The 13,077-nt window shown below is 58.0% G+C and carries 13 protein-coding genes and 4 pseudogenes; 11 read left to right on the top strand and 6 right to left on the bottom strand.

Annotated elements, in window-relative coordinates:
- Positions 1-286: 286 nt before the first annotated feature.
- Both ACWGS8_RS31195 and ACWGS8_RS31190 read right to left on the bottom strand, forming a co-directional pair.
- Positions 287-937, bottom strand: a complete 651-nt coding sequence (locus tag ACWGS8_RS31195; RefSeq protein ID WP_454584538.1) for a hypothetical protein — start codon at positions 935-937, stop codon at positions 287-289.
- Between the two features lie 48 nt (positions 938-985).
- Complete coding sequence (locus ACWGS8_RS31190) at positions 986-2,653, bottom strand: DUF4403 family protein (protein WP_454584537.1); 1,668 nt, start codon at positions 2,651-2,653, stop codon at positions 986-988.
- Positions 2,654-3,071: 418 nt separating this feature from the next.
- Here ACWGS8_RS31190 and ACWGS8_RS31185 point away from each other — a divergent pair, with 418 nt between their 5' ends.
- From ACWGS8_RS31185 to ACWGS8_RS31160, 6 genes are all read left to right on the top strand, one after another.
- Complete coding sequence (locus ACWGS8_RS31185) at positions 3,072-4,301, top strand: trypsin-like serine peptidase (protein ID WP_454584536.1); 1,230 nt, start codon at positions 3,072-3,074, stop codon at positions 4,299-4,301.
- Positions 4,302-4,542: 241 nt separating this feature from the next.
- Positions 4,543-4,926, top strand: a complete 384-nt coding sequence (locus ACWGS8_RS31180; RefSeq protein ID WP_454584564.1) for a helix-turn-helix domain-containing protein — start codon at positions 4,543-4,545, stop codon at positions 4,924-4,926.
- Positions 4,860-5,084: a hypothetical protein gene (locus ACWGS8_RS31175; protein WP_454584535.1), complete on the top strand. Its 225-nt coding sequence runs from the start codon at positions 4,860-4,862 to the stop codon at positions 5,082-5,084. Before ACWGS8_RS31180 ends, ACWGS8_RS31175 begins: the two co-directional genes overlap by 67 nt.
- A gap of 81 nt (positions 5,085-5,165) precedes the next feature.
- Positions 5,166-5,606, top strand: coding sequence for an ImmA/IrrE family metallo-endopeptidase (locus tag ACWGS8_RS31170; RefSeq protein ID WP_454584534.1), 441 nt, complete (start codon positions 5,166-5,168; stop codon positions 5,604-5,606).
- A gap of 194 nt (positions 5,607-5,800) precedes the next feature.
- The gene (locus tag ACWGS8_RS31165) at positions 5,801-5,968 is read left to right on the top strand and encodes a DUF4411 family protein (RefSeq protein WP_454584563.1); all 168 of its coding nucleotides are present in this window, start codon (positions 5,801-5,803) and stop codon (positions 5,966-5,968) included.
- A gap of 74 nt (positions 5,969-6,042) precedes the next feature.
- Positions 6,043-6,162, top strand: coding sequence for a DUF4411 family protein (locus ACWGS8_RS31160; protein WP_454584562.1), 120 nt, complete (start codon positions 6,043-6,045; stop codon positions 6,160-6,162).
- A 260-nt stretch (positions 6,163-6,422) separates the two neighbouring features.
- Here ACWGS8_RS31160 and ACWGS8_RS31155 read toward each other — a convergent pair.
- Positions 6,423-6,572 (bottom strand): annotated as a pseudogene (locus ACWGS8_RS31155) (aquaporin family protein); the annotation flags it as partial.
- 196 nt (positions 6,573-6,768) lie between these two features.
- Here ACWGS8_RS31155 and ACWGS8_RS31150 point away from each other — a divergent pair.
- The 3 genes and pseudogenes from ACWGS8_RS31150 to ACWGS8_RS31140 all read left to right on the top strand — a co-directional run bounded on the left by ACWGS8_RS31150 (position 6,769) and on the right by ACWGS8_RS31140 (position 8,619).
- The gene (locus ACWGS8_RS31150; RefSeq protein WP_454584533.1) at positions 6,769-6,972 is read left to right on the top strand and encodes a hypothetical protein; all 204 of its coding nucleotides are present in this window, start codon (positions 6,769-6,771) and stop codon (positions 6,970-6,972) included.
- 216 nt (positions 6,973-7,188) lie between these two features.
- Positions 7,189-7,452, top strand: a pseudogene (locus tag ACWGS8_RS31145) (MucR family transcriptional regulator); the annotation flags it as partial.
- 459 nt (positions 7,453-7,911) lie between these two features.
- A complete protein-coding gene (locus ACWGS8_RS31140; RefSeq protein ID WP_454584532.1) occupies positions 7,912-8,619 on the top strand; it encodes an MbcA/ParS/Xre antitoxin family protein in 708 nt (235 codons plus the stop codon).
- Positions 8,620-8,655: 36 nt separating this feature from the next.
- Here ACWGS8_RS31140 and ACWGS8_RS31135 read toward each other — a convergent pair.
- Positions 8,656-8,897, bottom strand: a pseudogene (locus ACWGS8_RS31135) (IS630 family transposase); the annotation flags it as partial.
- Between the two features lie 430 nt (positions 8,898-9,327).
- Here ACWGS8_RS31135 and ACWGS8_RS31130 point away from each other — a divergent pair.
- Entirely contained in the window at positions 9,328-10,506 is a 1,179-nt protein-coding gene (locus ACWGS8_RS31130; RefSeq protein ID WP_454584531.1) for a porin, read from the top strand.
- A 431-nt stretch (positions 10,507-10,937) separates the two neighbouring features.
- Here ACWGS8_RS31130 and ACWGS8_RS31125 read toward each other — a convergent pair.
- Positions 10,938-12,243, bottom strand: a pseudogene (locus tag ACWGS8_RS31125) (fumarate reductase/succinate dehydrogenase flavoprotein subunit); the annotation flags it as partial.
- A 9-nt stretch (positions 12,244-12,252) separates the two neighbouring features.
- On the bottom strand, positions 12,253-12,336 hold the full coding sequence (locus ACWGS8_RS31120) for a gamma-butyrobetaine hydroxylase-like domain-containing protein (RefSeq protein ID WP_454584561.1): 84 nt from the start codon (positions 12,334-12,336) through the stop codon (positions 12,253-12,255).
- A 394-nt stretch (positions 12,337-12,730) separates the two neighbouring features.
- Here ACWGS8_RS31120 and ACWGS8_RS31115 point away from each other — a divergent pair, with 394 nt between their 5' ends.
- Complete coding sequence (locus ACWGS8_RS31115) at positions 12,731-12,853, top strand: hypothetical protein (protein WP_454584530.1); 123 nt, start codon at positions 12,731-12,733, stop codon at positions 12,851-12,853.
- The last annotated feature ends 224 nt before the right edge of the window (positions 12,854-13,077 follow it).

The raw sequence follows: 13,077 nt of genomic DNA, 5'->3' as shown, positions 1-13,077 counted from the left end.
GGCCGCTTCCGAGTATCCAGGCACAGCGAGTGTCCTACCTACCCGGTCAGATCGCAAAGGCCGGTTACAGGAAAGTTACATGGGAGGAAAATGCCAAGTCATTTCCATGTAACTTACTGAAAAAGATGGTGCCGGCGGAGAGGATTGAACTCCCGACCTTCGGTTTACAAATTTGCTGGGCCGCAAGCATCTTTCGTCGCCTGCGGCTGAGTGACAGCTGCGGTCCGCTGATAATCGCCGGCCTGAGCTCCATCCCTAGCTGCCGCTCGGAAGACTGCCGCCTAACTTACTGGCCGTGGGTCGTGATCGATGGGGGCTCATGCAGTTGGCCCGTCACCACGGCACGCCAGTGCATCGCGAGTACGACAATGGCCGCGAGGGTTAGCGCGCCGAAGATCGTTGGCTCAAGGCCCGGCAGCACGGTCGCATTGCCGATACACGGGTCGGCCAGCTCCTTGTGAAATTCAGTGCAGATACGAGCGGGATCGTTTAGCGTCCGAAGCTGCGACCAATCCCAAAGGCTGGCGCCTGGGTCCTTCTTGCCGTCGTTCAGCATTACCGTCGCGGAGAGGAACGTACACCAGAAATAGACCAGCGCAATCGCGGGCAGCAGGGAGAAGACTGTAATCATGACGCCTTGATAGACGCGGCCTTCACGCGAGCCCGTGTCGATCCCGTCGAAGCCGACAACGGGTATTCGCTCATGCCATTTCGAGCCGGCGCGTAGGGAATAGACGCGTCCAACGAGTGAGGTTAGTGCGAGCAAAATTGAACATATCGGGATTGCGATCATTACTGCAGGCACCCTCGCCTTCATGACCAGCTTTGCACCGAATATCTCTTCCCCGCCTTGCGCTACCACCCAAGAATTCAGGGCGTAATAGAGAAGGAGCGCACTGACCACAAACCAAACCTTGCTAAGCTGCGATTGCGTCATTTGCACCTCTTGGTCGTTATGGTGGCCACGGCTCGTTCGGCAGACGGGCTACTGACCTACTAATTCAGCCGATAGCGCCATATCGAAATTCATTTTGAGGCGGGCACGGGCAATCAGATTTTTCGGCCCGACAGTGATGTCGAGAAGTTCAATCGACGGAGTGTCAGCGGAAATCTTCAATCCCGGAACGTTGGTATTATGAACGGCCTTCAAAACCTCATCGGACGCGTCGTTGATCTGTTTGTTGAGATCCACTTTCGAATGAGCCTCTAAATCTGCCAGGATCTGGGTTTCAAATAGGGATTGAGCTGCCTTCCAGAAGGCGCTGTCCAGGACGGTCGCGAAATGCAATTCATTCATCGAGATCGCTGTTCCAGTTTTCTCGACGCGGGGTAGCCCTGAGAGGTAAACCCAGCCGGTCGTATTCAGGAACTTGCCCGGCAGCTTTGCCTGTACCTTCAAGCCAACCACGACGGAGCCAGCGCTAGGATAGAGATCAACATCGTCGACCTTGACATCGATGGCACCTGCGGGCGTCTGCTGCTGGAAAGCGCGACCCTTAAGGTCCTTTGACAGCTCGGCCAACAGCAATCCATAGGGTGCGGTTGCTTGCAGGGTGATATCGGCCTGACTTCGTTCGGCTGATGTTTTGCCCAATGGCGGCAGAGGCTGGGACTGCGTGGCAACTGGTTCTGCGGCAAGACTGGTCTTTGCCGCGACACGCACGGTCATCTTCATGCCTTGCGCTTCACCGACCAGGCCCGAAAAGCTCGCCGCTGTGGGGACGATGTTGAGATAGATGGGCGTGCTGTCCGCTCGGTCGATCTTGATCGAAATGGCGTGCCATTGGGCCTCAACCTTTGACCGAAGCGCGTCACAGGGCAGAGCTTTGGCGATGGCATCCTGTATCTTGGAACGGTGGTCATTGATCTGGCCGTTCAACACGTCAGCCAGTCCCAGATTTATCGGCCCTGCGCAGACTTGGGGGTGCCCTAGGTTTCCAAAATCAAAGCCGAGGCAGTTTTTGCCCACGACCTCTACCGAAGCACTGCTCACCCATCTGCCGGTTGGGGTTCCCGCGAGCACGGGGCACCACTTATCGTTCATATCGAGCTGCAGATCGAGGCCGGGGACCAGCCGAGCCTCGAAGTTCTTTCCGGAAAGCGAAAGCAGTTTGGCGAGGTCGCCGCCGACGCCGGCCTGACCGCTGACAAACAGCGGCTGTTCGACGTGTACGCCATTGCCCGCCTGGGCCACGACAAGAGGGCCATCCGTTTTGATATCGGCGTGCCAATGATAGTCGGCACATTGGTTCGTAGTGCCAATACTGGGAGCGGTAACGTCTGGCACTTCAACACAAACACGGACACCGATCCATTTGCACTCGGTATGATGTGCCAAGCGTCCGGGATCAATATGAGGAATACCGACGCATCCGATGTGACCATCTCCTTGCACCGGAACGGATTGCGGTATCTTCGATTGCGCTGCTTGCACAAGCGTCCCATACGGGATTTGTGCCACCAGCGTGAGCACGCTGTCCGTCACGGGTGCCGGCGGCACATCGGCAGTGCCGCCATGGGGTGGCACCTGGAACAGATTTTTTTCGCAGCCCGAAACGCTAAGCAAGATGAGAAGGACCGGAACGAACCGGCGAGCGGCGGCGGCAAAGTGAGCGACACGCAACTTCGTGTCCGGTCCGGTACGCGCTGTCATGGACGTCTCCCCCAACAATGCTCTGCACCTGCTGAAGCGGTGGCGCTGAAGTCACCGCTTTATGATCTCTACGTGATCGAATGACCTTTCAGGTCCCCCATGCGCAGGCCGGCGCCGAAGCGCCTGCCGCCAAAGACAACCAAACAAGGGGATCCCGCCCTAGGAACTTCGTTGAGAACTCTATTCTTCGCATTGACCGCACATTACTCTTTGTTGCATAATGATGTAAGAGGTGTCTGGAGTTTCTGAAAGAAATTTCTAGAGCATCAGCGCGATTCGGGAGGCATGCGAGTGAAGGTTGTTATCCGTTTAACATACATCGTTTGAACGCTAATCGTTTTAAGTCCAATCTCTCAATTGCTATCGTCAAATATAGTTATATTGACTTCCCCTATTTCCTTGGACGGAGGAATCTACCATGGCCGCGACTAATTTGTTCGACGAGCGCCGCCGCGCGGTAATGATTGCGGCTGCAAAACGATGGAAAGCGCAGCCGCCAACGCCTGCGACGACGCAAGTGACGCCATCGGAACAGGCGCGCTACGACGCTCGCCGTTCGAGCTTTGATCAGGCGAGCGAACTGAAGGCACAAGGCCGTCTTCCGGTGTTCGTCGAGCGCAAGATGGGCCCTACGCTTGACTGGTACACCTTGCCGCCAGACGATGCTGCCCGAGCCGCTGGCCGGCCGGTCGCGCGCATCGTGGCCAATGTCGATCCGAAGGTCGATCCGGTCGGGTTTGCGACCGGGTTCATGGTTTCACCTAACGTTCTTCTGACCAACTGGCACGTATTTCCAGATCCCGGCTCGGTACGAGGAACCGGCGCCAACTTTCTTCATGATGAGACGGCATCGGGTGTCGTTCGCGGCATCATTTTCGAGTTTGATCCGGACGCCCTTTTCTTCTCGGCGGAGGATCTCGATTTCGCGCTCGTCGCGGTGAAGCCGAAGGCGATCACCGGCGAGCTTCTCTCCTCCGTCCACTTCCTGGCGATCAATGGATCGCGGTCAAAGATCCTGCCTGGAATGCCGATCCGGATGATCGAATATCCTGACGGCGGGCCAAAACGCTATGCGATGCAGAATTGCCGGCTGCTTGAGCTGCGGGACGACGGTTTCCTCCGGTACGAGACCGACACCGAGGAAGGATCATCGGGCTCCGCCTGCTATTCGGAAATGTGGGAGGTCGTCGGTTTGCACCACGCCTCCATCCCAAAAATGCGTGGCAACACGATCCTCAACAAGGACGGTTCTCCGTGGTCACCTGGGCAACCAGACGACGGAATAGACTGGATTGCTAACGAGGGTGTGCGGATAAGCGCATTGGTCAAGGCCTTCGGCGGGCTTGTGCCGACCACGCCCGCCTCCAAGCATCTTCTGGACGAATTGCTGGCCAACACGACCGATCCTACCGATGAGGTCGCGAAGCTAGCGACGCCTCGCGCGCCAGAAGCGCTGCTACTACCTGATCCCTCCAAAATTTTCGCAAACACGAAAGGAAACGTGATGGGCGGCGTTACCATGAATTTTTCCGGACCAGTGACGATTTTCGTTGGTAGCGGCGTGCCGGCATCACGAAAGATGATAGGAGCGGCCGAAAGAAACGAATTCTGGAGACCGCAACCGAACAGTCTTGTTGCATCTTATTGAACACAGCAGTAATTAGCGTTACCTTGATTATGTGCAAGGATTTTTGTAACAGATTGAAGCCTTTCCATGACATTTTCGGCACGAATCTGACCTTCTATCGAGTCGCATGGCGCGCCTCGCGGCGCTTCTTCGGGTATGACTATGAGGCCACGCCACGACCGGCCAACAGCGTTAACCGGAAGAAGAGTTGCGGCGGTCATATTGACAGCTGTGATGGAGTACGAACGACGATGACAAGAGCATCCTCGCCTATATCAATCCGGCCATCCTGCGATGGGCTCGTGACCAGGCCCGCCTCAGCCCTGAGGCGGCGGCCGAGGGCATTGGCATATCTGTCGACAAGCTGGAGGCCTGCGAAGTCGGCGACAATCAGCTGACGTTCCCGCAATTTTTGGCCGCAGCGAACTTTTACAAGCGTGCACCCGCTATCTTCTATCTGAATGAGCCTCCGGCGGGATTTCAGCCGATTCAGGATTGTCGGAGCCTACGAGAGACGCCCGAGTATGCCTTCAAGTCTGGCTTGAATGGGCCGTTCGTCAGGCCCGCGAGCGCCGCGAGTTGGCGCTTGAGCTTCGTAAAGACGTGGGCGAGCCTGTGCAGACGTTCACGCTGCAGGCCACTGTAAGTGACAACGTCGAGACCGTTGGTGCGGCGATCCGGACCTACCTCGGCATCAAGCAGTCCGATCAGCAGACATGGCGCGCCAAGGCGTTTGACAGCTGGCACAGCAATCGAGGCCAAGGACGTGCTGGTGTTTATGGTGCCGCGCTTGGCCTTGACTGAAATGCGCGGCGTGGCGATCGCGGAATCCAAACTGCCGATCGTCCTCATTCCAAGGACCGCACTAACGGGCGGACCTTCACCTTGTTGCATGAGTTCTGCCATTTGGTCGTCAGAGCCAGCGGTATCAGCGGTCTCGATTTCGTTGCACCCGAGCCGGCCGGCGCTGTCGTCGAGCAATTTTGTAATGCCCTCGCCGGCGCCGCGTTGGTTCCAAGTGACTGGTTGCTGAGCGAGCTTTTGGTGCGCACCAAGGGTCAGGTGAAAACTTGGGATGACGACGAGCTCTCCGCTTTGGCGGGCCGCTTCGGGGTGAGCCGCGAAGTCATTCTGCGTCGGCTGCTGACCCTCGGCCGCACGACTCAGGCCTTTTATGAGAGCCGCCGCGCAGCTTCCAGGCCGAGTATGACGCTCTGGGCGAGAAAAAGAGCAGCGGCGGCCCTGAGCGCCATCTCGTCGTGCTCAGCCAACTTGGCCGCGGTTTCACTCGCCTGGTGTTTCAGGGGTACCACGATCACCAACTGACGCTGCGCGACGTCGCGAACCACCTCAACTGCAGGTTACCGCCGTTCCGAGCATCGAACGTGCCGCTTTCGGATCGGCAGGGCAGCGCAAGCGTGGCGACGATCTATTGCATCGACACAACGGCCCTGATTGCCGCGTGGTACGAACGCTACAAGCCGAAGCGCTTTCCGAAGCTGTAGGACGAATTCGACAAGCTGATTGGCCAGGGACGTCTGGTTTCATCCCTATTAGTCCAGACGGAATGCGAGAAACGCTCGCCGGAGCTGCATGACTGGCTGAAAGAGCGCGGGGCCATGTTCATCGCGCCGGACCAGGCGATCCAGCAGCGTGTCCAGCATGTGCTAAACACGTACAAGGCTTAGTCGCTGCTGGCAAAGAGAAGTTTGCGGCCGACAGCTTCGTTGTCGCCACGGCGGAAGTTCTTCACCACACGCTCATCACCGATGAAACCGGCGACGATAGCTTGCGGAAGATCCCTGGGGTTTGCAACGCCATGAAAATCCCTTGCATCAACCTGAGGCAGCTGTTCGACGCGGAAGATTGGACCATCGGCTAGGCGGAATGTCCTGGGAACGCCTCCCATCACACGGCGGACATCCACGGGAAATCCGCGCAAATCGTCTTCCAACGATCCTATCCATACCGCAAGCTTTTGATTTTTCATTCGCCTTTACCTTATAGATATCGACTATAATTTTGAATACAAACCCTGACACTGCTTAGCGCTTAGTGTCTGAAGACAAGCGAGTTTTCGAAAATGTAAGTGGCGGCACCATGTCCGGGTATTACGGCCGGTTTTATTTTTCAGGCGCTACCGCTGCCAACACGCAGTAACCGGCACAACGCCAGTGCCGTATCATGCGTCAGCGTCTCGGCCATGATGCCGGAGCCGGCTACGGTCGCGACCAGCAGGCCCATGATCAGAGCTTCGGCCGCTAGCCGGCGCGGGAGATCAAACGCTGTCATTTCATGCTGATGCAATCCAAAGCAGAGAGGACTCGCGCCGCTCAAGTCAGGTGACTAGCCCAAATGGTCGGGCCCTGCTGCCGTTGGCAAAAAAGGGCTCGCGCAGGCTAAGAAAAGCCTCGGACTGCGAGTAGCGGTCGCGGCCTCACGTAAGCGTCATGGAAGACGGCTAATACGTCCGCGGGGGGACACTGTCTTGGTAGACTATGACAAGCCGCATCTCGACGTCTATCGCCTGCAGCGCATGATAGACGGGAACGCCATAACAATTGCGACTTTCTATTCGGGAAAGGAGGCGCTGACCATCATCCCCAGCTTGAATGATGGCTACCGGTTGCTGCTTGGCGACCGGCAGGTATGGCCCAAGGAGCCCTCGTCCACCCGTCAACTATGGCTATAGGCATCCTCTCGATCGTAACAACGGAAGGCTGTTGGATATAGCGCTGGACCGACAAGCCGCCGAGGCCGTCGTGAACGCCATCGGCGCTATCCAGTCCAAGCTGGAAACCGTCACCCGTAGCACTGGGGCCTCCACAATTGCGCACTCCGGCCAGACGTTCAAGCGGGCGCAGGTTGTACTGACCCATCCAGCGGGTCTGCGCGCCGTTTCCACACGGTTGCCCGGAAGAGGTCGGTATTCCCGGATTATATCATCGGCCTCGAAGACGGTCAGAAGGACAAGTCGCTGAAGCGACATCTTGCCGTCAGACACAGCATGACTCCCGATGAATACCGGACAAAGTGGGGATTGGCGAAGGATTACCCCATGGTCGCCCCAAATTACTCGGCAACCCGATCAGCTCTGGCAAAATCGTTGGGCCTGGGGAAAAAGGCGGCTCCAGCCAAGAAGCCTCCCGCAAAGCGCAAGGCCAAGGCCTGAGGCGTTCCCCGACTAGGGGCGAGTTTCCGACATGCCAAAAGATTGCCGTGATCATATCAGCGCCGCTGCCGCTGGCGAGGAGACGCGCCTGAGCAAAGGCAACGCCTAAGCGAAGGCGGTGTTTCTCTTTGCTCTCGCGTTGGAGAACAAAGGGAACGTACAGAAATATTGTTAAAACAAACAACGGCCGCGAATGGGGCCGTTGTTTGTTAGCGACTTTCGTTTTTCCTCGTATGAGACTAATTCGGCCCGCCTCTGTCGCGCGGCTGTCACACATCGCACCTAAACGCAAATCGAGGCGTCCCGCGACTGACATTTCGGGACGCCTCGAAAATTCGGGGGGGTCGAAATGCAGCAACCTATGGGTCGCTGTATCTGTTGCTGTTGCCATTTCCTCTTCCTGCTGCCGTTCAACAATCGGCCAGCTAGGGAGGGGCCGCGTGGCCCGAAGACAGATACATGACCAGATTTCAATATCCGACGGATGAGATTTCTCAGGAGGCGCTGGCGGGCCTGGTGGCGGAAGCCGTGCAACAGGTGCTGACTCAGCACGGCGTCCTTCTTGATACACAGACCCTGGTTTCAGCCAGTGCGGTCGTTGGCAGTATCGCCGCCGCCGTTCCCTTCCTTCCCGAAGCACAGCAGCTTGCGATCGGCTCTTTCAAGGGCGGATGCGCTACGCTTGCCTCCGAGTTCTTCCGGGTGGTGGCAGATTTCGCGCGCGGCGGCTTGGCGAGTGCCGAAAGCGCGAATGAAAGCCCACTGCCGGCAACCGCAGCACCTTTATCCCCACGCCTGCTGGAGCGGGCCAACGAACTGCAATCGGTGCTGATTGAGGATTGGGCAGGCGAAGTCGCCGGATCGACCTATCTCGAGCAGAATTTCCGCATACCGCGCTCGACGCTGCATCGCTGGCAAAGGCGCAATGAGGTTGTCGCCCTGCGCAAGGGCGGCAGCAAGCATGTCTTCCCGCTCGCCCAGTTCGTCGACGGCGGGCCGGCATCGGGGATCAGTGATGTGCTGTTGGCCATCGGCAATCCAAGGCTGGCCTGGTTCTGGCTGACCCGCCCTTCGCCGGCGCTCGATGGTCGCATTCCGATCGAGATGCTCAAGCAGGACATGGTGTGTGACGTCGTGTCGGCTGCCCGCGAATTCTCTTCGGCTTAAGTTTCTACCGGACTCATTCCATCGGCGGCGGCTTCCGGCGCGCAAGGGCAGGAAGACCAGCGTGATGTTCCTCGACGCCTTGAGCTTGCGATAGTGTGCCACCCCGCACGATCCATCCAGCACCACATGAGCGCCTTTGGTGACATGGCGGCTGATTTGGGCTTCGGTGTCGGCAAACGGCAGCGCCAACGCCGCACCGGTCCGCGCTTCGGACAAATAGCGCCAAAGAGATAGGCGTTCTCGTAGCGCTGGTCAGTGGGCTGGCGCGGGGCTTGCCCTTCGGGAGAACGTAGAGGGAGCGCTCAGCGCGCGAATCTCTTCTCGCCACAGAATCACGAAACCGTGCAAGTGGAAATCCCGAGAGAGCCGGCTACAGTCCCTTGGCCGCGATGTCCTTCATAAAATCGTCTAAATCGGTTCAATTTCGTGTAGTCCAAGTCTATACTCGTGTGTCGTTTGTGCCGAGTGTTGAATATGTGCCATTTTTTGGATAAATGACGTGATATTTACGCAACAATACTTTTAGAAGAGTCGGAAAATCCCCTTTTTGAACACGACCTCTGTTGAACGCCTCCGCCAGTTAGGCCATGTCGGGGGCGAAAGGGCGGCGCGGTGCGCTTCTTTTTCGACAGTTGGGGATGGGGTGGCAACGCTGCCCTTCAGCAAAGATATCAAACCCGTTTTAACTTTTGTCTGGAGATCAGAAAAATGAACATTAAGAGCCTACTTCTTGGCTCCGCTGCGGCTTTGATCGCAGTCTCCGGCGCGCGCGCCGCCGACGCTGTCGTCGTCGCCGAACCGGAACCCGCTGAATACGTCAAGATTTGCGATGTCTACGGTGCCGGCTACTTCTACATCCCCGGCACCGAGACCTGCCTGCGCGTCGGCGGCTATGTACGCTATGACATCGCCGGTGGAGACATCGGTTCGTTCGATGGCGCGCGCACCGAGGATGTAAAGTCCGACAAGTCCCAGGGAACCTGGCGTAAGAATACCCGCTTCACGCTGAAGACGTGGACCGGCCAGGAAACCGAGCTCGGCACCTTGAAGACCTACACCGAGACCCGCTTCAACTACGGCAACCAGAACCGGGACTACCACAAAAGCGCCGCGGGCGAAGGTGACGACGAACAGAACTACGCCTACAACAAGCCCGTATCGCTGAATTTCGCCTGGATCCAGCTGGGTGGTCTCCGCGTCGGTAAGGACGAGTCGGCCTTCGATACGTTCATCGGTTACGCCGGCAACGTTATCCAGGATACGCTCGTTCCCTACGGCAACTTCGACACCAACGTCATCCAGTACTATTTCGACGCTGGCAACGGCTTCACGGCCGTGGCCTCGCTTGAAGAAGGCTCCGGCGCGACCGGTACGATCGATAGCTATGTTCCGCATGTCGTCGGCGGCGTGAAGTACACGCAGGGATGGGGCGCCATCACCGGCGTCATTGCTTATGACAGCAACTACCAGGAAGTGGCCGGCAAGGTCCGCTTGGACGTGAAAGCCTCCGACGCACTGTCGCTGTTCATTATGGGCGGATACGGTTCGGACAACCATCTCAATGATACCTCCTATGCAACCCCGGCTTACGGCCGCGGCTTCTACAAGCAGTGGGGCGGCAACTGGGCAGTCTGGGGCGGTGGGACCTACAAGTTCGACAAGAAGACCTCATTCAATGCTCAGGTCTCGTATGACGAGTGGAAGAATCTCGGCATCGCCGCCAACGTCCAATACGAAATCGTTTCCGGCCTCAAGATCACGGCCGAAGTTGACTACCTCAACGCAGGCCGGTTCGATGAGTTCGCCTCCACCAAGGGCCTGAACTGGACCAACGCTGGCAAGAAGAGCAGCATCGGCGGCGTTCTCCGCTTCCAGCGCTCGTTCTAACGATCACCTTCGATCCACGGCGTCCGCAGCACACGACTGCGTGCGCTGTGGCTTTCCCATCCAGCCAGCGCTGGTTAAGCGGGATACCAAAACGCACATCGGCGGCTCCCCACGCGAGGTGGTTAGGTCCTTTCTCCCTTGGACCGAAGCGTGTCGCCGATGCGAAGGGCGCCCTTGAGCAAGGCGCCCTTCGTAGCCATAGCCATCGACGCGATCCCACCAGAGGGGCGATGAAAGAGAGGGCTGGATTCAGGACGCACCCGCCTGGGCCGGCGTCGTCCAGCGCGCTCTAAGAGGAGGTAGCATGACCTCGCAAACACGCGGCCCCATAAGTTGTGAGCGCCCTCCGTGACATCCCAGTGCGTGATGTCGACAAGCAGGCCGACGAACCAAATGCCTCTGCGCAGCACTCGATGTAACAGGATCATGACGCTTCGTTTATGGTAGAGACCCCACCGGCTTTGGGTGCGATAGAGCGAGGCATGGGCCGCCATTTCTGCGCAATCGAGAATCGAGGATACCTCTAGGGAACGCATAAGTTCGTGGGCGTTGCGGGCGACAAGTGCCGTCTCCAGATCGTCTCGCACTTCGGCAAGTCTGGCCTGCCCGATCTGCATCTTGGTAGTGACCTTTGGCGGCTGGAGATAGTCGTTGACAAGGCGCCGGGTCTTGTATTCCAGCAGATTTGGCGGAATGCCGTCGTCGCGTTGGGTAGGCGCCAGCACCCGTTTGCGCTCCCGCCTGAGCAGATCGCTGTCGAATTCCGGCAGGTCGGTCGCACCCGCGATGTCGGCCGGGTGATCTCCAGCTATGGCGCCATTGGTGAATGCGCCGAGCATATAGTTATGTGGAACACGGGCCATGTCGCCGGCTGCGTAAAGGCCCGGCACGGTCGTGCGAACATATTCGTCCACGAATACGCCGGATGCGCTGTGACCTGAACAGAAGCCGATCTCCGAGATATGCATCTCGATCATCTGGTTGCGGTAGTCGGCCCCGCGGCCTTGGTGGAATCTGCCGCGCGAGGGGCGCTCGACATTGTGCAGGATCTTTTCGATCTCGCTAACCGTGTCGGAATGCAGATGATTGAGCTTCAAGAACACCGGTCCTTTGCCCGATTGCAGTTCGTTGTAAAACTCCTGCATCATCTGTCCCGACCAATAGTCGCTCTCGATGAAACGCCTGCCCTCGTTGTTGGCCCCGTATGGCCCCGCAACGTAGGCGCAGGCGGGACCGTTGTATTCCTTGATCAGCGGGTTGATCTGGTAACACTCGAGATTGGCGAGCGCGGCGCCGTCGTGATAAGCCATTGCATACCCGTCGCCCGAATTGGTTGGGTTCTCATAGGTTCCAAACAGATAGCCTGAGTGAGGCAAGCCGAGCCGGCCCGCCGCTCCCACGCACAGGATCACGGTTTTGGCGCGAACCACGAGGAATTCGGCGGAGCGTGTATTCACCGCGATTGAAGACGGGGGCCTGGTGGGCGATGCCTCATTGGCGATCGTGATTTCCTTGGTGTACTGCTCAGGTGTGGAGTAGCCGGCACAACTTGTTGAGCCCGTCCATGCCCATCGAGATCGCGCCCGAACGTTTTACATTTGCCTTCTCGAGCAGCACGGCCATCAGATCGGGACTACGCTGCTTGGCCTTCAACGCGGCCATCGGGCCAGCTGTGCCGCCGCCAATCACGAGAACATCGCAAGCGACATCGGCTTGCCCATCCACAAAGTGGTCCATTGTGCTTTCTCAACCGTGTGTGTCGACAATTTCGCGCAGATAGCGCCAAGGATAGATGCCGCGGTCGTGACCATCGGAGAAAACCAGCCGCATGGCATACGAACCAATGGCGTCGGCGCTAACGATGGTGATGTCATCGAAAGAATGCTCCCTCCCCTCGAGGGCAACCTGATCTGGTGGGCCGCTCGGCGGAGTGCGCGTAACCGTGAGGCACGGAAAGCACAGAGAGTGCCGTCATCCCAAGCGATGGCCAAGGATCGGCGGTCGGCGCCGACCTTATTTCCAAAGGTTTCATGGCGTTTCCTGATCGTTCGACGCCATTGTACGAACGAGTCTCGGTTCCACAGGCAATAAATTGCCTGCTTTTGCCGTTGAATTTCAGGGCAATTGAGCTCTGGGATGAAATAAGCGCAGCGCCGTGCCGATCGTCGGGAAGCCCCCTTTCGTCTTCTGCCGAACCCAGGCGCCATCAGAGCGGAGCCTAAAGTTGGCCGGGTTGCAGGCGATCATTGCGCAGACCGCAGAAAAAATCCTGACCCTGCCGACCCACGGCTGGTCGCTGTTGCTGCGGCGCATGGCTAACCGGTTGTCACGAACGAAAGTCGGTTGAAGGTGGCACCGATTCCGAGGACGTGCCGAAAGCCCGAAATCGGAGTAATGTGCAAATCAGGTTCCCACTTTTTATTGAGAGCGGCATTGTCCAAGAAATCGAACCGGAGCACGTCGCTTCTTCAGCACCGCCACCGAAGCATGAAACGTAAGGACAGGGCACGGCCTTTCCTGCCGACCGAAATCCACCTTGCCACGTTCGATGATGCTGGCAGCACCATCGGC

Source organism: Mesorhizobium sp. 43Arga, from assembly GCF_053714255.1.
This window is presented reverse-complemented; position numbering and strand designations above follow the sequence as displayed.

Coding starts and splice junctions, on each gene's coding strand:
- ACWGS8_RS31195 (WP_454584538.1), bottom strand. CDS start 937: ATGACGCAATCGCAGCTTAGCAAGGTTTGGTTTGTGGTCAGTGCGCTC.
- ACWGS8_RS31190 (WP_454584537.1), bottom strand. CDS start 2,653: ATGACAGCGCGTACCGGACCGGACACGAAGTTGCGTGTCGCTCACTTT.
- ACWGS8_RS31185 (WP_454584536.1), top strand. CDS start 3,072: ATGGCCGCGACTAATTTGTTCGACGAGCGCCGCCGCGCGGTAATGATT.
- ACWGS8_RS31140 (WP_454584532.1), top strand. CDS start 7,912: ATGACCAGATTTCAATATCCGACGGATGAGATTTCTCAGGAGGCGCTG.
- ACWGS8_RS31130 (WP_454584531.1), top strand. CDS start 9,328: ATGAACATTAAGAGCCTACTTCTTGGCTCCGCTGCGGCTTTGATCGCA.
- ACWGS8_RS31120 (WP_454584561.1), bottom strand. CDS start 12,336: ATGCGGCTGGTTTTCTCCGATGGTCACGACCGCGGCATCTATCCTTGG.